This window comes from Bacillus sp. AFS041924, assembly GCF_002577195.1.
Taxonomy (GTDB): Bacteria; Bacillota; Bacilli; order Bacillales; family Bacillaceae_G; genus Gottfriedia.
Window position 1 is genome coordinate 34707 of sequence record NZ_NULG01000125.1, and the last position, 19019, is coordinate 53725.

At 34.3% G+C, this 19019-nt stretch carries 15 protein-coding genes; all 15 read right to left on the bottom strand.

Translation table 11 applies throughout. From position 1 onward, the window contains the following. Window positions 1-8 precede the first annotated feature (8 nt). The 15 genes from infB to rpsB all read right to left on the bottom strand — a co-directional run bounded on the left by infB (window position 9) and on the right by rpsB (window position 18328). A complete protein-coding gene (gene infB, locus COC46_RS20255) occupies window positions 9-2189 on the bottom strand; it encodes a translation initiation factor IF-2 (protein WP_098811707.1) in 2181 nt (726 codons plus the stop codon). A 23-nt stretch (window positions 2190-2212) separates the two neighbouring features. Continuing rightward, entirely contained in the window at window positions 2213-2512 is a 300-nt protein-coding gene (locus COC46_RS20260) for a YlxQ family RNA-binding protein (protein WP_098811708.1), read from the bottom strand. Beyond that, entirely contained in the window at window positions 2509-2778 is a 270-nt protein-coding gene (rnpM, locus tag COC46_RS20265) for an RNase P modulator RnpM (protein ID WP_098811709.1), read from the bottom strand. The genes COC46_RS20260 and rnpM overlap by 4 nt, the downstream gene beginning before the upstream one ends. An 8-nt stretch (window positions 2779-2786) precedes the next feature. Beyond that, window positions 2787-3911, bottom strand: coding sequence for a transcription termination factor NusA (gene nusA, locus COC46_RS20270; RefSeq protein WP_098811710.1), 1125 nt, complete (start codon window positions 3909-3911; stop codon window positions 2787-2789). Window positions 3912-3926: 15 nt separating this feature from the next. Then, window positions 3927-4400 (bottom strand): ribosome maturation factor RimP, encoded by a 474-nt coding sequence (rimP, locus tag COC46_RS20275; RefSeq protein ID WP_098811711.1) that lies wholly within the window; start codon window positions 4398-4400, stop codon window positions 3927-3929. A 243-nt stretch (window positions 4401-4643) separates the two neighbouring features. Further along, window positions 4644-8951, bottom strand: coding sequence for a PolC-type DNA polymerase III (locus COC46_RS20280; protein WP_098811712.1), 4308 nt, complete (start codon window positions 8949-8951; stop codon window positions 4644-4646). A gap of 169 nt (window positions 8952-9120) precedes the next feature. After that, on the bottom strand, window positions 9121-10818 hold the full coding sequence (locus COC46_RS20285; RefSeq protein ID WP_098811713.1) for a proline--tRNA ligase: 1698 nt from the start codon (window positions 10816-10818) through the stop codon (window positions 9121-9123). Between the two features lie 197 nt (window positions 10819-11015). Beyond that, entirely contained in the window at window positions 11016-12272 is a 1257-nt protein-coding gene (gene rseP / locus COC46_RS20290; RefSeq protein WP_098811714.1) for an RIP metalloprotease RseP, read from the bottom strand. Between the two features lie 13 nt (window positions 12273-12285). Next, on the bottom strand, window positions 12286-13437 hold the full coding sequence (gene dxr, locus COC46_RS20295) for a 1-deoxy-D-xylulose-5-phosphate reductoisomerase (protein ID WP_098811715.1): 1152 nt from the start codon (window positions 13435-13437) through the stop codon (window positions 12286-12288). 33 nt (window positions 13438-13470) lie between these two features. After that, window positions 13471-14259 carry a phosphatidate cytidylyltransferase gene (locus COC46_RS20300; RefSeq protein WP_098811716.1) on the bottom strand — a complete coding sequence of 263 codons (789 nt, stop codon included), beginning with the start codon at window positions 14257-14259 and terminating at the stop codon, window positions 13471-13473. 17 nt (window positions 14260-14276) lie between these two features. Further along, a complete protein-coding gene (locus COC46_RS20305) occupies window positions 14277-15056 on the bottom strand; it encodes an undecaprenyl pyrophosphate synthase (RefSeq protein ID WP_098811717.1) in 780 nt (259 codons plus the stop codon). Window positions 15057-15244: 188 nt separating this feature from the next. After that, window positions 15245-15802 carry a ribosome recycling factor gene (gene frr / locus COC46_RS20310; protein ID WP_098811718.1) on the bottom strand — a complete coding sequence of 186 codons (558 nt, stop codon included), beginning with the start codon at window positions 15800-15802 and terminating at the stop codon, window positions 15245-15247. 1 nt (window position 15803) lies between these two features. Beyond that, window positions 15804-16526: a UMP kinase gene (gene pyrH, locus COC46_RS20315; protein WP_098811719.1), complete on the bottom strand. Its 723-nt coding sequence runs from the start codon at window positions 16524-16526 to the stop codon at window positions 15804-15806. Between the two features lie 92 nt (window positions 16527-16618). Beyond that, the gene (tsf, locus tag COC46_RS20320) at window positions 16619-17503 is read right to left on the bottom strand and encodes a translation elongation factor Ts (protein ID WP_098811720.1); all 885 of its coding nucleotides are present in this window, start codon (window positions 17501-17503) and stop codon (window positions 16619-16621) included. A gap of 126 nt (window positions 17504-17629) precedes the next feature. After that, the gene (gene rpsB, locus COC46_RS20325) at window positions 17630-18328 is read right to left on the bottom strand and encodes a 30S ribosomal protein S2 (protein ID WP_098811721.1); all 699 of its coding nucleotides are present in this window, start codon (window positions 18326-18328) and stop codon (window positions 17630-17632) included. Window positions 18329-19019: the final 691 nt, after the last annotated feature.

Genomic DNA, 19019 nt, shown 5'->3' on the forward strand with positions numbered 1-19019 from the left:
TTTCGTTATTACTTACGTTTAATTTCTTCCATTACGTAAGCTTCGATTACGTCGCCTTCTTTAATATCATTGTATTTCTCGATTGTAATACCACATTCATAGTTTGTAGCTACTTCTTTAACGTCATCTTTGAAACGTTTTAACGTGTCTAATTGACCTTCGAATACAACGATACCATCACGAATTAAACGAACTCCGCTCTCACGAGTGATTTTTCCATCAGTTACATAACATCCAGCAATTGTACCAACTTTTGATACTTTGAATACTTGACGAACTTCAGCTTGACCGATGACTTTTTCTTCAAATTCAGGGTCTAACATACCTTTCATCGCTGCTTCAATTTCTTCAATTGCTTTGTAAATAATACGGTGTAAACGAATATCTACATTTTCTAAATCCGCAGTACGTTTTGCATTTACATCAGGACGTACGTTGAAACCAATAATAATCGCATTAGATGCAGAAGCTAAAATTACATCTGATTCAGTAATTGCACCAGCACCTGTGTGGATGATTTTTACTTTTACACCTTCAACTTCAATTTTTTGTAATGAAGCCGCCATTGCCTCTACAGAACCTTGAACGTCTGCTTTAACAATTAAATTAATTTCTTTAACATTACCTTCTTGAATTTGTGCAAATAAATCTTCAAGAGATAATTTTGAGCTTTCGCTACGTTGTCGAAGTACTGCTTTTGAAGCACGAGCTTCACCAACTTGACGTGCACGTTTCTCATCAGCAAATACCATGAAACGGTCACCTGCTTGAGGCACTTCATTTAAACCAGTAATTTCAACTGGAGTTGATGGGCCAGCTTCTTTAATTCGACGACCTAAGTCATTTACCATCGCACGTACACGACCAAAAGAAGTACCAACTACGATTGGATCCCCAACTTTTAGAGTACCATTTTGAACTAATAAAGTTGCAACTGCACCTTTACCTTTATCTAATTCAGCTTCAATTACAGTACCTAATGCTTTACGTGTAGGGTTTGCTTTATATTCTTCTACTTCACTAACTAAAAGAATCATTTCAAGTAACTGTTCAACACCATTACCGTTTAATGCTGAAATTGGAACAAAGATTGTATCTCCACCCCATGCTTCTGAAACAATACCATGCTCAGTTAATTCCTGCATTACGCGATCTGGGTTTGCAGATTCTTTATCCATTTTATTCACAGCAATAATAATTGGTACTTCTGCTGCCTTTGCGTGATTAATCGCTTCTACTGTTTGAGGCATAACACCGTCATCTGCAGCAACAACGATAATTGTAATATCAGTAACCTGTGCTCCACGTGCACGCATAGTCGTAAATGCTGCGTGACCAGGTGTATCTAGGAATGTAATTTTCTTTCCTTCGATTTCTACTTGGTAAGCACCGATATGTTGAGTAATTCCACCTGCTTCTCCAGCAGTTACTTTTGATTTTCGGATGTAGTCAAGTAAAGTTGTTTTACCATGGTCAACGTGACCCATAATTGTTACAACTGGTGGACGTTCTTGTAGACTTGTTTCATCATCAGCTTCATCAATAAAGCTTTCGAAATCTGTTTCATCAACAATAACTTCTTCTTCCACTTCAACGCCGTAGTCACTTGCTAATAATTCAATCGTGTCTTTATCTAGATCTTGATTAATTGTTGCCATAATGCCTAACATAAATAATTTCTTAATTAATTCTGATGGTTCTTTTCCTAATTTTTTTGCAAGCTCAGATACTTTTAATGAACCTGAGAAAATGATTTTATTAGATGTGTTCTCTGCTGAGTTATTTTTTTGATTCATATTTTGATTGCCCTTCTTTATCCCTGACGTTTGTCGATCTTCATTTTGACTGCTTTGCTTTTGGCTATCAGTCTTTTTCTTTTTATTACTGTTCTTTTTCGATTTAACTGTTGTATCTTCTATTTGATAGTCTACTACATAATCAAGCTCATCACTTGCTTCTACATTAAATGCAGGAATTACCTTAAAAGAAGATTTGGACACAGCTTTTTGGGGTTGTTTTATCTCGACAGATTTTGGTTGAAAGCTCTTATTTAACTTTTCAACAATATCTTCTGCAATTGTGGCCATATGATTCTTTACTTCGATTTTTAAATCCTTGAGTCTTTCAATAATTTCCTTACTTGAAACATTTTGCTTTTTAGCATACTCATAAATTCTAATTTTCGTCATACGTTCACCCCCAGATTAGTCCATTAATTTAATAATGTCTGAAGTTTTGTTGCAAATCCTTGATCGGTAATTGCAACGACCACGCGAGCATCTTTCCCAATTGCGTGCCCTAATTCATATCGAGTTTCAACATAACAAAGCGGAGTATTGTAATAAGTCGTTTTGTCTTTTATCTTCTTCGCTGTTAAATCAGAAGCATCTTTTGACAAAATAACTAGTTTTGCTCTTTTTTGCTGGACTTCTTTAACAACAAGCTCCTCGCCTGAAACCACTTTTCGAGCTCTCGCTGCAAGTCCTAATAAAGACAATCCTCTATCTGTCATGCTTTATCCTTTTCGATATAAGCTAAAAGTTCCTCATATAAACTAGAATCAATTTTAGCATTTAATTGTTGCTCTAAAGTATTTTTTTGTTGAGCTTGTTTTACCACATCAACAGATTTTGTTAAGTATGCACCACGACCCGATTTTTTTCCAGTTGGATCAATTGATACTTCTCCTTCTTTAGAACGAACAATTCTGATTAATTCTTTTTTCGGTTTCATTTCTTGGGTAACAACACACTTACGTAATGGAATTTTTCGATTCATGAGTTTACTCACTCCTCATTAAAGTCGTCAGCGTAAGCTTCAAAATCATCTTTAGAAACTGTCACTTCTTTAGCTGGTGATGTATAGTCAATACCAATTTTATCTGCATCAGACTGTGATTTAATATCAATTTTCCAGCCTGTTAAACGTGCAGCTAATCTAGCATTTTGACCTCTTTTCCCAATTGCAAGAGATAACTGATGATCAGGTACAACAACTGTAGTTGCTTTATCTTCTTCATTAACTAAAACTCGAATAACTTGAGATGGACTTAATGCATTTGCAACGAATTCAACTGGATCAGAAGACCAACGAACAATATCAATCTTTTCACCTTTTAATTCATTAACAATCGATTGAACACGTTGTCCTTTTTGACCTACACAAGCACCTACTGGATCTAAATCAGGATTGCTTGTATAAACTGAAATCTTAGAACGATCTCCTGCTTCACGAGCTACTGAACGGATTTCTACAACTCCATCATAAATTTCAGGTACTTCTGTTTCAAATAAACGCTTTAATAAACCAGGGTGAGTACGTGATACAAAGATTTGTGGTCCTTTAGACGTTTTTTCAACCTTTGTAACAAATACTTTAATGCGGTCATGAATTTTGTATTTCTCAGTTGGAATCTGTTCAGTTACTGGAAGAACTGCTTCAATTTTACCTAAGTTAACATAAATTGCACGCGAGTCAATACGTTGAACAGTACCTGTCATCATATCTTCTTGACGGTCAATATATTCTGAATAAATTACACCGCGTTCAGCTTCACGAACTCTTTGTGTTACAACTTGTTTTGCAGTAGTTGCAGCAACTCGTCCAAAGTCTTTTGGCGTTACTTCAAGTTCAATGATGTCTCCAACCATAAAGTTTGGATTATGCTGTTGTGCTTCTTCAACTGTAATTTCTAAACGCGTATCAAACACATTGCTTACAACTTCTTTTCTTGCAAAAACACGAATTGAACCGTTATGTAGGTTGAAATCAACTCGAACATTTTGTGCTTGATTAAAATTACGTTTATATGCTGAAATTAAAGCTGCTTCAATCGCTTCGATGACAACATCTTTGCTAATCCCTTTTTCTCTTTCAATTATTTCTAATGCTGTTAATAACTCCGAACTCATTAAAGTACCCCCTACTTAAAAAAACGTAACAGCAAGTCTTGCACTTGCGATTTTTGGTGTTGGAATTGTAATCAATTTTTTTCTAGTTTTAATTGTTAACTCTAATTGAACTTCCTCTGACGTATAGGATAATAATTTTCCTTCAAATTTCTTTTCGTCAAGGATTGGCTCGTAAGTTTTGATGAAAACTTGTTTACCAATTGCTTTTATAAAATCTTGTTCTTTCTTTAAAGGACGCTCAGCACCTGGTGATGAAACATCTAAAAAGTAAAGATTTTCAATTGGATCTTTTTCATCTAAGACTTCACTAAGTTTTTCACTTACTGCAGCACATTGCTCCAAATCAATTCCAGACTCATTATCTATAAATACTCGAAGGAACCAGTCTTTTCCTTCTTTTACGTATTCTACATCAACTAATTCTAATCCTAGTTGTTCAATTATTGGTTGTGCTAATTCTGTTACAACCTCTGTGACCTTCTTACTCAAGAAGTATCCTCCTTCCAAACATTACAAGATGAAAATTCCCTGCTATTTAGCAGGGAAATTATCTTTAGTATTTCCAATTTACGCAATAATCGTAACTTAAAATTCAAGTTACATTCAACGTAAGAGATGAATTGCGTCATAAGGGTAATAAGAAAGAGCAGGTTGCCCCTGCTCTTCAAAAAAAATCCCGTGCTAAATTACATCTGTAAATACTATACCATATTTCCCAAGTTTTGCAAACTGTTAAAAACCATCGAATAGTGATAATTGGTTTTGATCAGGTAAATTTTGTAAACAACCTTGTTTATCTAAATACTCTAATACAGTTTTTGAAATTTTACTTCTTTGTTGTAAATCTTCTTTCGAAAGGAACTCTCCGTCTTCTCTAGCCGTTACAATATTTTTAGCTGCATTCGTACCTAATCCCGGAATTGAATTAAAAGGAGGGATTAACTTGTTACCATTTACTAAAAATTCATCTGCACTAGAACGATATAAATCCATTTTTTCAAATGCAAAGCCTCTTTCACACATTTCTAAAGCTAACTCAAGTACAGTCATTAAGCTTCTTTCTTTTACTGAAGCATCTAATCCTTTAATAGCAATTTCCTCTATTTTAGCTTTAATCGTACTCGGACCAGCAATCATTGCTTCGATATCGAAATCTTCAGCACGTACTGTAAAGTATGCAGCATAATAAAGGATAGGGTGATGAACTTTGAAATATGCAATTCGGACTGCCATTAAAACATACGCAGCAGCGTGGGCTTTTGGGAACATGTATTTAATTTTCTTACAAGAATCAATATACCATGCAGGTACATTATTATTTCTCATTTCTTCTTCCCATTCTGCTGGTACACCTTTACCTTTACGAACAGATTCCATTATTTTAAATGCTAATGAAGGTTCTAACCCTTGGTAGATTAAATAAACCATAATATCGTCACGACAACCAATTACTTCAGAAAGTGAGCAAGTTCCACTATTTATTAGTTCAGATGCATTTCCTAACCATACGTCTGTACCATGTGATAAACCAGAAATTTGAACTAATTCAGAGAATGTAGAAGGCTTCGTATCTTCTAACATTTGACGAACGAATTTTGTTCCAAATTCAGGAATTCCATAGGTACCTGTTTTACAGCCTATTTGTGCTTCTGAAACACCTAATGGTTCCGGTCCAGCAAATATTTTCATAACTTCAGGGTCATCAGTTGGAATCGTTTTTGGATCAATTCCACTTAAATCTTGAAGCATACGGATTACTGTTGGATCGTCGTGTCCTAGAATATCAAGTTTTAATAAATTATCATGAATTGAATGGAAATCAAAGTGTGTTGTTTTCCATTCAGACTTTACATCATCAGCTGGAAACTGAATCGGTGAAAAATCATAAATGTCCATATACTCTGGAACTACTATAATTCCACCTGGATGTTGACCTGTTGTTCTTTTAACACCTGTACATCCCATAGCTAATCGATCAAATTCTGCACCACGTAAATTTAAATTATGATCATTTGCATAACCTCTAACATAACCGTATGCTGTCTTATCTGCAACAGTACCAATTGTACCTGCACGATATACATAGTCCTCACCAAAAAGCACTTTTGTATAGTTGTGAGCAGTTGGTTGATATTCACCACTAAAATTCAAATCAATATCGGGAACTTTATCCCCTTTAAATCCAAGGAAGGTTTCGAATGGAATATCATGGCCATCTTTTTTATATGCAGTTCCACATTCTGGGCAATCTTTGTTTGGTAAATCAAATCCAGAACCTACTGACCCGTCATTGAAAAACTCTGAATGTTTACAATTAGGACAAACATAATGTGGTGGAAGTGGATTTACTTCCGTTATTTCTGTCATTGTAGCTACTAATGAGGAACCTACCGATCCCCTCGAACCTACTAGATAGCCATCATCTAACGATTTTTTAACTAGTTTATGCGAAATCAAGTAAATTACGGCAAAACCATGTCCAATTATACTTTTTAGCTCTTTTTCTAGACGAGCTTCTACAATTTCCGGTAACTCATCTCCATAAATAGATCTTGCCATTTGATAGCTCATATCACGAACTTCATCTTCAGCACCTTCAATTTTTGGAGTATATAAATCGTCCTTAATTGGTTTGATATCTTCAATTAAACTAGCAATTTTTTGAGTGTTCGTAACAACGATTTCTTTTGCTTTTTCTTCACCTAAAAATGCAAAAGCAGATAGCATTTCATTCGTAGTTCTAAAATGAACATCTGGTAAACGATGACGATTCAATGGATTTGCTCCACCTTGTGAACCAATTAAAATTTTACGGTAAATCTGATCTTCTTTTTGTAAGTGATGTACATTACCAGTACCTACTACAATTTTTTCTACCTTTTCAGCCATTTTCACAAGCTTTGAGATTACTTCTCTTAGATGTTGCTCATTTCGAACAATTTCTAATTCCACTAAATGTAAAAGTGTCTCTGGTGGCATTACTTCGATATAATCATAAAATTCCATTAGCTTTTCTGCTTCTTCAGGGGACTTTTGAACACTTGCCTCAAAAACTTCACCCTTATCACAAGCAGATCCAACTAAAATTCCTTCTCGATGTTTTACTAATAATGATCTAGGAACCCTTGCTACTCGATGATGATAATGGATATGAGAATACGAAACAATTTTAAACAAGTTTTTTAGTCCAGTTTCATTCGTAGCTAAAAGGGTTGCATGGGATGGTCTTGCACGTTTATATGCATCACCTTTCCCCATGTTATTGTTTAGCTCGTCATGATAATTCATATCCTGCTCAGATGCATCTTTCAGCATTTTTAACAATAAGAATCCAGTTGCCTCAGCATCATAAATCGCCCTATGATGTTGAGTTAAGTTAATATCGAATTTTTTACATAATGTATTTAATCGAAAGTTTTTAAAATCTGGATACAAAGTTCTAGCTAACTCAAGCGTATCAATTACGCCGTTATTAGTAATTCCAATTTCATATTTTTTAAAGCCCATTTGAATAAAGCCCATATCAAACGAAGCATTATGAGCTACAAGTATATCGTCACCCATCCATTCTTTAAATTCACGAAGGACAACATCAACGTTTGGGGCATCTCTTACCATTTCGTCAGTTATTCCCGTTAATTCAATCGTAGTGGCAGATAGTGGATGATGTGGATTTGCAAATCGTTCAAATCGATCGATAATTTCACCCTTATGAATCTTTACGGCAGCTAACTCGATGATCGTATCATAGACGGCAGAAAGACCAGTAGTCTCAACGTCAAAAACTACATAGGTTGCTTCTTCTAAAGAGACATGAGACGGGTTATATGCAGTTGGTACACCATCGTTTACTAGATTTATTTCGACACCATATAGAATTTTAACTCCATGCTTTTTACCTGCTCCAAATGCTTCAGGAAAGGCTTGAACAACTGCATGATCAGTTATGGCAATTGCTTCATGACCAAATTTACTTGCTTGTTTTACTAAATCACCTGCTGATACGACTGAATCCATTTGACTCATATGTGTATGAGCATGTAATTCGATTCTACGCTCACCTTCTGGAGCTTCGTCTTTACGTTCATCTGGTGTTATTTCATTTATATCATTTGCAATCATTACTAAATCGCGCACAAAAGTATCGTTTTGTACTGACCCTCTAACTTTTAACCACATACCCTTTTTAATTCTATTCAACATTGGGATGTCTTCTTTGTCTCTAGAGAACATTTTCACAAGTATTGAGCTAGTATAGTCAGTCATTTTAAATGTAATTAAGACACGTCCACTCTTCAGTTCACGAACTTCCGAATCGAATACATACCCTTGGAGGACAACTCGTTTTTCTTCTTCAATGATTGACGATATCGTATTAATTTCAGTTTCTTTAATATAATATCCGACAACAAGAGGACCCTCGGGCTCACCTCCGTCAGTTTCTTCGGCTTCTCTCTTATCTAGTTCAACAAGTACTTCCATCGCTCGTTTTCGATCTTCTTCAGCTTTTTTCTCAAGAAACTCGGCTTTTTCTTCAACATTATCTTTAATTGTGTTCTCAAAAATTAATTTAGGAAAGCCTACTTTTTGATATAGGTCTTGCAGCTGAGGGACATATCTATTTGTGAATGTATTTTCTTCAATTAGACTATTTAAATTGATCATTACTTTATTGTTTTCTACAGAAGGTAATGCGGATTCAATATGTTGTAATATTGGGGATTTTGATTCAACTGATTGAAGCATAAATGACCAATAATCGATTACTTTTTGTTCTTCAATTTTTGGATTATCTGTTTTAATAACAACTGAAACATCCGCTATATGTTTAAAAGTTCTTAGTAAACTTGTAACAAATACTTGAAACGTTGCGAAAGGTAAAACATTTTCTATTTTAAAAGTAAACTGCCATTTTTTTTCACTTTTATTCACTTCAAGATTTACGATTTCTCCATTTTTAAAATACAGTTCACGCATTTCTTGAGGAAATTGCAGCTGATCTAATAATAGCTGAAAACGTTCATGACGAGTTTGTCCCATTTTTTCACCCACCTTATTAAAATTGCAATGAAAATGCCAATATATTTGAAATCTTAAATGTCCAAAATCAAAATGTAGGATTTTCTGCACAAATGGAAAGTACCTCTACAAATAAGAGGTACTTTTTCTTTGTGTGCGACCTCCATAGGGAGTCGCTTCCACTTTTATTTTATTTTAACATATTTATTTCATTCACAAGGTTAGAAATTTCTACTTCTTTACTAACTTGTCCATCTCTTGTTTTTAATTCAACAATTCCTTCTGTAGCTTTCTTACCAACTACAATTCGAACAGGAATTCCGAAAAGATCTGCGTCTGCGAATTTTACACCTACACGTTCATTTCGGTCATCTAGTAATACGTCTTGTCCAATCTCTTTTAACGTTTTATAAATATCATCTGCTAAATTTACTTGATCTTCGTTCTTTGTATTTACTGTAATTACATGCACATCAAAAGGAGCTAGATTTTTTGGCCAAACAATCCCTTTTTCATCATTATATTGTTCTACAATCGCAGCTAATGTACGAGATACACCAATTCCATAGCATCCCATGATGATTGGATTCGATTTACCATTTTCATCTAGGAATGTAGCATTCATAGACTCAGAATATTTTGTACCTAATTTGAATACATGACCTACCTCAATACCTTTTGCAAATGAAATTGTACCATTACCATCTGGTGATAGGTCACCTTCTTGAATAAATCTTAAATCTACAAAATCTTTAACATTATAGTCGCGATTAACAGTAACATTAATGTAGTGGTGACCTTCTTCATTTGCTCCACAGCAACCATTTACTATTCCTTTTATTGCATTATCAGCTAAAACTAATAAATCAGATTTTACACCGATTGGTCCTAATGACCCGATTTCACAGTTCATTAGCTCTTTTACATCTTCTTTGGAAGCAAGCTCTACTGAATGTGCACCTAAATAATTTTTTAATTTAATATCATTGATTTCGTGGTCACCACGTGCAAGAACTAATACAAAATTTTCATCTGCTTTGAAAATTATTGATTTAATACTTTTTTCAATCGGTAAATTTAAGAATTCAATTACTTCATCGATTGTTTTTTGATTTGGCGTTTCTACTTTTTGAACTTCTTCTAATTTCTCATCTGTTGGTTCATAAGTAGTAATAACAGGAGCCATTTCAATATTTGCTGCATAGTTCGATTCATTAGAAAACGCGATAGTATCTTCGCCGATGTCAGATAACACCATAAACTCATGTGTATCTTTACCACCCATTGCACCTGAATCAGCTACAACCGCTCTGAAATTTAGTCCACAACGCGTAAATACATTGCTATAAGCTTTATATAGTCGATCATATACTTCATCTAAACTTTCTTGTGAAGCATGGAATGAATATGCATCTTTCATTAAGAACTCACGACCGCGAAGTAATCCAAAACGTGGACGCTTTTCATCGCGGAATTTTGATTGTACTTGATACAGCGTAATCGGTAATTTTTTATATGATTTTAATTCATCGCGAATAATAGAAGTTACTACTTCTTCATGAGTCGCACCTAGAGCGAATCCTCTACCATGGCGATCACGTAAACGCATTAATTCAGGACCAAAATTTTCCCAACGACCTGATTCTTCCCATAATTCTTGTGCTTGCATTGATGGCATTAACATTTCCATCGCACCAGCATTATTCATTTCTTCTCGAACGATGTTTGCTACTTTTTGAAGAACTTTATTTCCTAGTGGTAAAAAACTATATATACCAGATGCATTTTGTCTAATAAAACCTGCTCTTAATAATAACTGATGGCTTTTAATATCTGCATCTGATGGTACTTCACGAAGAGTTGGACTATATACAATACTTTGCTTCAAAAGGATTCACCTCATATTTTCTTTTATTCTCATATTCTTTCTAAAAATTCTTTATGAATAACGATAAGAATCCGCTCCCACTAAAAACAGGCTAACTTGACAAACAATCTGTCACTAAGCCCGTTTTATTAGCAAGTAAGTCGCGGATTCTATAAACAAAATTCAAGAAATTACACGTTTAAATTATACAGAGCTTCTTATAAGAATAATCTTTTAATATCGTTCCAAGTTACAATAATCATTAATAACATTAATAACGCAAAGCCAATAAAGTGAACTACACCTTCCTTTTGGCGATCAATAGGTCTTCCTCTTAATGCTTCTATTGCAAAAAATGTTAATCTACCACCATCAAGAGCTGGTAATGGTAATAAGTTCATTATACCAAGGTTGATACTTAAGAATGCTGCCCATTTCATTAAGTAGAAAATGCCTGATTGTGCAGCTTGATCAGTTACTTGATAAATACCGACTGGACCTGACAAATTGTTGATTGAGAATTGACCAGTAACTAAATGGCCAACTGCTAAAACAATTTCTTTTGTCCATCCAACCGTTTCAGTTATACCATATTTAATTGATGAAAAGACATTTTTTTCAACAGGTGCATATACACCGATTAACCCATTCACTTTATTATCAATTTCTTCTGATTTTGGAGTGATCGGAATTGAAATAACTTTGTTATCTCTTTTCACTTTAAATAATAATTCTTTACTAGGGCTTTCTCTTACAATTTTAACTACTTCTGCCCATTTAGAAACATCTTTATTATCAATTGATAAAACAATGTCGCCTTCTTTTAGACCTGCAGTTTGTGCTGCACCTTTTGGAAGTAATTTACCAATTTTAGCATCATTTACTGGAGTACCTTGAAGTAATCCAAGTAGGATGAAAATTACTAAAGCTAGTACAAAATTCATCATTGGACCAGCAAAAATTGCAATCGCTCTTTTACCTACAGATTTACTATTAAATTGACGGTTATAAGGCGCGATTTGATGACCTTGTCCCTCACTATAAACGAACGCTTTTTCATGTACATTGAATTTAGATACTTCTTCAGTACCTTCTTCAGTACCGATGATTTCTAACTTATGTTCTAAATCAATTGAATCAACTTCAACAAAACGAAGGTCTTGAAAACGATCAAATTGATCAACTACAATTTTAGTCACTTCTCCATTTGGATTAAATTGCAATCCAGTATGTGAACCCGGCTTTACTTGTACCATTTCTGGGTCTTCACCTGCATAACGAACATATCCACCAAGCGGTAATAATCTTATTGTGTATGTTGTTTCATTTCGATAAAATGAGAAAACCTTTGGACCAAATCCAATTGCAAATTCTCTACATAATATACCAGCACGTTTTGCAAAATATAGATGTCCAAGTTCATGAAAAAATACAAGTGCGCCAAAAATTACAATAAACGCGATTACTGTATTCATGTAATTACCACCCTTACTTTATTAGTGATGAAACGAATGTTCTTGTTTGATCATCAATGCTACGAATTTCTTCTAATGAAGGTTTACTTATTACATTGTGTTTTTCAAGAGCGATTTCTATTAAATTCTCAATTTGTAAGAATGATATTTTTCTCTGTAGAAAAGCAGCTACTGCTTCTTCATTTGCCGCATTTAAAACAGTCGGTAAACTACCACCTATTTTTCCAGCTTGATAAGCATAATCTAAACATTTAAATCTGTTAAAATCCATCTCTTGGAAGTGAAGTGTTCCAAATTTTATTAAATCTAATGGTTTATGATTATGAACTGGCTTTCTCGCAGGATAGTTTAGTGCATATGCAATCGGTACTCTCATATCGGGAGTTCCTAATTGTGCCATAACACTTCCGTCTTCAAATTCAATCATAGAGTGAATAACACTTTCTCTATGAAGGACAACATCAATTTTTTCATATGGCATATTAAACAACCAATGGGCTTCAATTACTTCTAAGCCTTTATTCATCATTGTAGCTGAATCAATTGTAATTTTAGCACCCATTGACCAATTCGGATGATTTAACGCATCTTCAATTGTCACGTCCATTAATTGATCTCTTGTTTTATCTCTAAAACTACCACCGGAAGCTGTGATGATTAATTTATGTATTTCATTAGGATTCTCACCATTTAAACATTGAAAGATTGCTGAATGCTCACTATCAACTGGTAAAATTGAGACACCGTATTTTTCTGCTTCAGCCATTACAATATGACCTGCTGTTACTAATGTCTCTTTATTCGCTAGTGCGATTGTTTTTCCATTTTGTATTGCTTTCATAGTAGGTACTAAACCTACACTACCAACAACGGCATTCACAAGTATTGTACTGTCTTCATGAACTGCGACCTCAATTAATCCTTCTTCACCATATAAAATTTTAGTTTTTGAAGGAATCCCTAAGCTCATTAGCTTATCCGCTTCTACTTTCCCTGCAACTGAAACTAGTTTTGGTTTAAATTCTAAAATGATCTTATACAATTCATTAATATTTCTCCCAGCAGAACACGCGACTAATTCAAAATCATTTGATTGATTTCTAATTATATCAAGTGTTTGTATACCGATTGAACCAGTTGCTCCGAGTAAGCTGATTTTCTTCATTTTCTTATGTCTCCTTAAATACAAAACCTAATACTATATTGTAAAAAGTAAATAGACGATTGGTAACGTGAAAATGATACTATCAAACCTGTCCAAAATCCCACCATGTCCAGGAAGTAAGTTTCCTGAGTCCTTTACACCGTAGAATCTTTTATATGCAGATTGAACAAGATCACCTAATTGACCAAAAATCGATACAAGAACAGCTACTAGTACTAAATATAGTATTGAATGATTTAAAGTTAACATAATCGATAAAATTACTGCAACAACAATAGCACAAATAATTCCACCTATTGAACCTTCAATCGTTTTATTTGGACTAATATCTGGCCAAAGTTTTGTTTTACCAGTTGCTTTACCAATAAAATATGCTCCTGAATCAGTTGCCCATATGACGAATAATGGGAAGAAGAAATATGAAATACCCATATTTCTCATTTCATACATATAATGAAAACCGAATCCTACATATAAACTACTTAGTACTACAAAAGAAGCATCTTCAAAAGTAAATGTATTCTTAGTAATTACCGTATATGATAAAAGAAATAGGATTAACACAATCGAAATTTCAGTTTTACCAATTTCGATTGGAAAAATCTTATTAGCCAAATCATTTGGAGTTATTGCTACCCAAGTTAAAATTAATCCGAGTACGGTTTGCGCACTAAAATAATTAAACTTTTTCATTTTAATTAATTCAAAATAACCGATACTACCCAGTGCAAATACAAGTAATCCAAACGGCCATTTACCATATATTACTAATCCTAAAAATAATGCACCAGCTATAACTCCTGTTATAATACGCTGTTTCAAATTCGTTCACCGCTTTCTTAAATACCACCATATCTTCTTGCACGATTTTGATATTCCTTCACCGCTTCAACTAAACTTTCTTCAGTGAAATCGGGCCATAATACATCTGTAAAATATAGTTCAGAATAAGCAATTTGCCAAAGCATAAAATTACTAATCCTCAATTCTCCACTTGTTCTAATTAATAAATCTGGATCTTTAACGTCACTTGTCATTAAGTAACGTTTAAACAATTCTTCATTAATTTCTTCTTTATTTAGTTTATTATCCGATACATCTGAAGAAATCTTTTTAACTGCCGATATGATTTCATCTCTGGATCCATAATTTAGTGCAAAGTTCAAAATCATACCTGTATTGTTTTTTGTTTCTTCTACAGCTTTTAATACTGCTTCTGTTGTATAGCTTGGTAATTGCTCTTTATTCCCCGTTAATCTTACCTGTACATTTTCTTCAATTAATTCTGGCAAAAACGTACCTAGAAATTCTTGTGGCAACTTCATTAAAAATTCTACTTCAGTTCTTGGTCTTTTCCAATTTTCAGTTGAAAATGCATAGAGAGTCAAAGTCTTTACACCTATATTATTAGCAGCTCTTGCAATTTTTCGAACTACTTTCATTCCCTCATAGTGACCTTTTACTCTTGGTAAATTCCTTTTTTGTGCCCATCTACCATTACCATCCATTATAATTGCAACATGCTCAGGAATTACTCCATCGACCCCATTTAATTGCGAAATTGGAGGTACATTTTTCTCTACTTTATTTCTTTTAAAAAAAGAAATTAATTTAAACATCTTTAATCCTCCGTTTAAGTATATCTAATTAAAGCATTGAGTAAAAAAACCCCCTTAAACAGAGGGTCTTTTTACTCAAAGCGCTTAGTTGATTTAATTATAATGCAATAATGAGATTATGAAATACCATAAATTGAAAAATTCATTATTTTTCTAAGCGCTAGTAAGATATACCTTGCAATGCAGTATTAAACTTCCATTATCTCTTTTTCTTTATCTTTTGAGATTCCATCGATTTTTTCGATATGTGAATCTGTTTGTTTTTGAATGTCTTCTACAAGACCACGTAATTCATCTTCAGTAATATCGCCATTTTTTTCTGCTTTCTTTAAATCATCATTTGCATCACGGCGGATGTTACGAACTGCAACTTTTGCATCTTCTGCTAATTTTTTTACACTTTTAACTAAATCGCGGCGACGCTCTTCAGTTAATGGTGGGAATGTTATTCTAATTACAGTTCCATCATTTGAAGGATTTAAGCCTAAATCAGCTTTTTGAATTGCTTTATCCATATCATTAATAACAGTTTTATCATAAGGAGTAATTAATAATAATCTTGCCTCTGGCACTGAAATATTTGCCATTTGGTTAAGTGGTGTTGGAGCACCATAGTATTCAACTAAAACTCGATCTAAAATAGCTGGATTTGCACGACCAGCACGAACAGTCGCTAATTCTCTAGAGTAAGCTGAAACAGCTTTTGTCATTTTTTCTTTTGCTAAAGAAATGATTTGATTAGACATTTTATTTCCCCCTTACTATTGTTCCAATATTTTCGCCAAGAACGGCACGTTTAATATTACCTTCTTCCATAATTGAGAATACAATTAATGGAATGTCATTGTCCATACATAATGAAGATGCTGTTGAATCCATTACACCTAAACCTTCTTTTAATACATCTAAGTATGTAAGTGTTTCGTATTTTACAGCAGTTTTATCGATTGATGGGTCAGCTGAGTACACTCCGTCAACATTATTTTTTGCCATTAAAATAACATCTGCTTCGATTTCAGCAGCACGTAATGCAGCAGTAGTATCAGTTGAGAAATAAGGATTTCCTGTACCAGCAGCAAAAATTACAACACGTTTTTTCTCTAAATGACGAATTGCTTTACGACGGATATATGGCTCTGCAACTTGACGCATTTCAATTGATGATTGTACACGAGATTGTACACCAAGCGTTTCAAGACTATCTTGAAGAGCTAATGAGTTCATTACAGTACCTAACATACCCATGTAGTCTGCTGTAGCTCGGTCCATTCCCATTTCGCTTCCAGTTTTTCCGCGCCAAATATTACCAGCACCAACTACAACTGCAACTTCAACATCTAGTTCTGCAATTTCTTTAACTTGTTCAGCAATTGATTTAATAACTGCAGGATTAATTCCAAATCCTTGTCCACCTGCTAGTGCTTCTCCACTAAGTTTTAATACTACGCGATTATACTTTGCTTTACTCATAATACCCTCCATTTACGTACACCTATGTATTTACGTTTCTTTAAAAAATAGGGAACACATAGTGTCCCCTATTTTTCTTCAAAGTAACTAAATTAGTTACCTTTCACTTGATTCATTACTTCTTCAGCAAAGTTATCTTCACGTTTTTCTAAGCCTTCTCCAACTTCGTAGCGAACGAAAGATTTAACAGTTCCGTTAGCAGCTTTAACGAATTGACCTACTTTAACGTCTGGGTTTTTAACGAAAGATTGATCTAATAAGCAGATTTCTTCGAAGTATTTACCAATACGTCCTTCTACCATTTTAGCAACGATGTTTTCTGGTTTACCTTCGTTTAATGCTTGTTGAGTTAAAATTGCACGCTCATGCTCAACTTCTTCTTGAGAAACAGCATCACGAGAGATATATTTAGGGTTGATTGCAGCGATGTGCATAGAAACGTCTTTAGCAACATCTTCTTTAGTTGTTCCTTCAACTACTGAAAGAACACCGATACGACCGCCACTGTGTAAGTAAGCACCAAATGCATCAGCATCTGTTTTAGAAACTAGTTCAAAACGACGTAAAGAGATTTTTTCTCCGATTTTAGCAATTGAGTGGTTGATGAAAGTTTCAACAGTTTCACCATTTTCCATTGTTTGCGCTAAAGCTTCTTCAACAGTTGCAGGTTTGTTTGCAACGATATGTTTAGCAAGTGTAGATCCTAATTCTTTGAAACCTTCGTTTTTCGCAACGAAATCAGTTTCAGAGTTAACTTCGATTAGTACTGCATCGTTTCCAGCTACTTCAACGAAAGTTAAACCTTCAGCAGCGATACGATCACCTTTTTTAGCAGCTTTTGCGATACCTTTTTCACGAAGGTAGTCGATTGCTTTGTCCATGTTACCTTCAGTTTCAGTTAACGCTTTTTTGCAATCCATCATACCAGCGCCAGTTTTTTCACGTAATTCTTTTACCATTTGTGCAGTAATTGCCATTTCATTCATCTCCTATATGTAAGCTTATTTTATTCAATCGTTTAATAAGGTAAACATTTTCCGATTATTTTAACCTTAAAAAAAGGTGATAAAAGGCTAAACCCTCTTATCACCTTTTTAGTTTCATTAAGCAGTTGTTTCTTCGCCTTGTTTCGCTTCAAGAATCGCATCTGCCATTTTTGATGTAAGAAGTTTTACAGCTCTAATAGCATCGTCGTTTGCTGGGATAACGTGATCGATTTCATCTGGATCACAGTTAGTATCAACAATACCGATGATAGGAATGTTTAACTTACGAGCTTCAGCAACAGCGATACGCTCTTTACGAGGATCAACAACGAATAATGCATCAGGAAGTTGCTTCATATCTTTGATTCCGCCTAAGAATTTTTCAAGACGTTCTAATTCTTTTTTAAGTTGAATAACTTCTTTCTTAGGTAACACTTCGAATGTGCCATCTTCTTGCATTCTTTCGATATCTTTTAAACGTTTAACACGTTTTTGGATTGTTTGGAAGTTTGTTAAAGTTCCACCTAACCAACGTTGGTTAATGAAGTACATACCTGAACGGATTGCTTCATCTTTAATAGCTTCTTGAGCTTGTTTTTTAGTACCAACGAAAAGGACGTTTCCACCTTCAGCAGCGATACCTTTCATTACGTTGTAACATTCTTCAACCTTTTTAACTGTTTTTTGTAGGTCGATGATGTAGATACCGTTACGCTCTGTGAAGATGTAACGTTTCATTTTTGGGTTCCAACGGCGAGTTTGGTGACCGAAGTGAACACCAGCTTCTAATAATTGCTTCATAGAAATTACTGACATTTTATTTCCTCCTAATGGTTCTTTTTCCTCCGCTCACGTCGTCTTCTCCTATCACTCCCATACTGGGTAGCACCAATAAGAAAATCGGCAAGCGTGTGTAATAACACCATGGACTACTATAGCATATGCATCATTAATTATCAAGTGGTTATGAGTATTTATTGTCGAAGTTTCGACATTTTTTACTTTTCCTACTTAATTAAATCAATTATCTTCTATAATATTATAGTCTAATTTTTTAGATCATAAACAAATCGTTCTGTTCACTTATACGATCCGATCCGAACATTTCTACTGTATCCTTCGATTTGCTAGTCCATTAAATTTGGGCATTCGTCTAATCCGATTGAATCCCTGGATTATGTAATAATATTATCAGTATTGGAAATTTCTGTTATTTTATTCATTCGAAAATAATCTTCTCTAAATTGATTTTTCATAAGTAGTATATAAATTTTAACTATTTTATGAATGAGCAAATTTTTTTCAATTTATAATCAAATTTTCGTAAAGGATGTCTTGTGAGGTTAATTTCCACTACAGGTTGCTCGCTTTCCATGGGGCGAGATTCTTTAGCCTCCTCGGCGAGCCTGCGGGGTCTTTAGGCTTCCCGCATTTCCCATAGGAGTCCTCGTACCTTCCATTTCAATTAGTCTCGAATTTAACTAAAATCAACAATTAATATTAACAG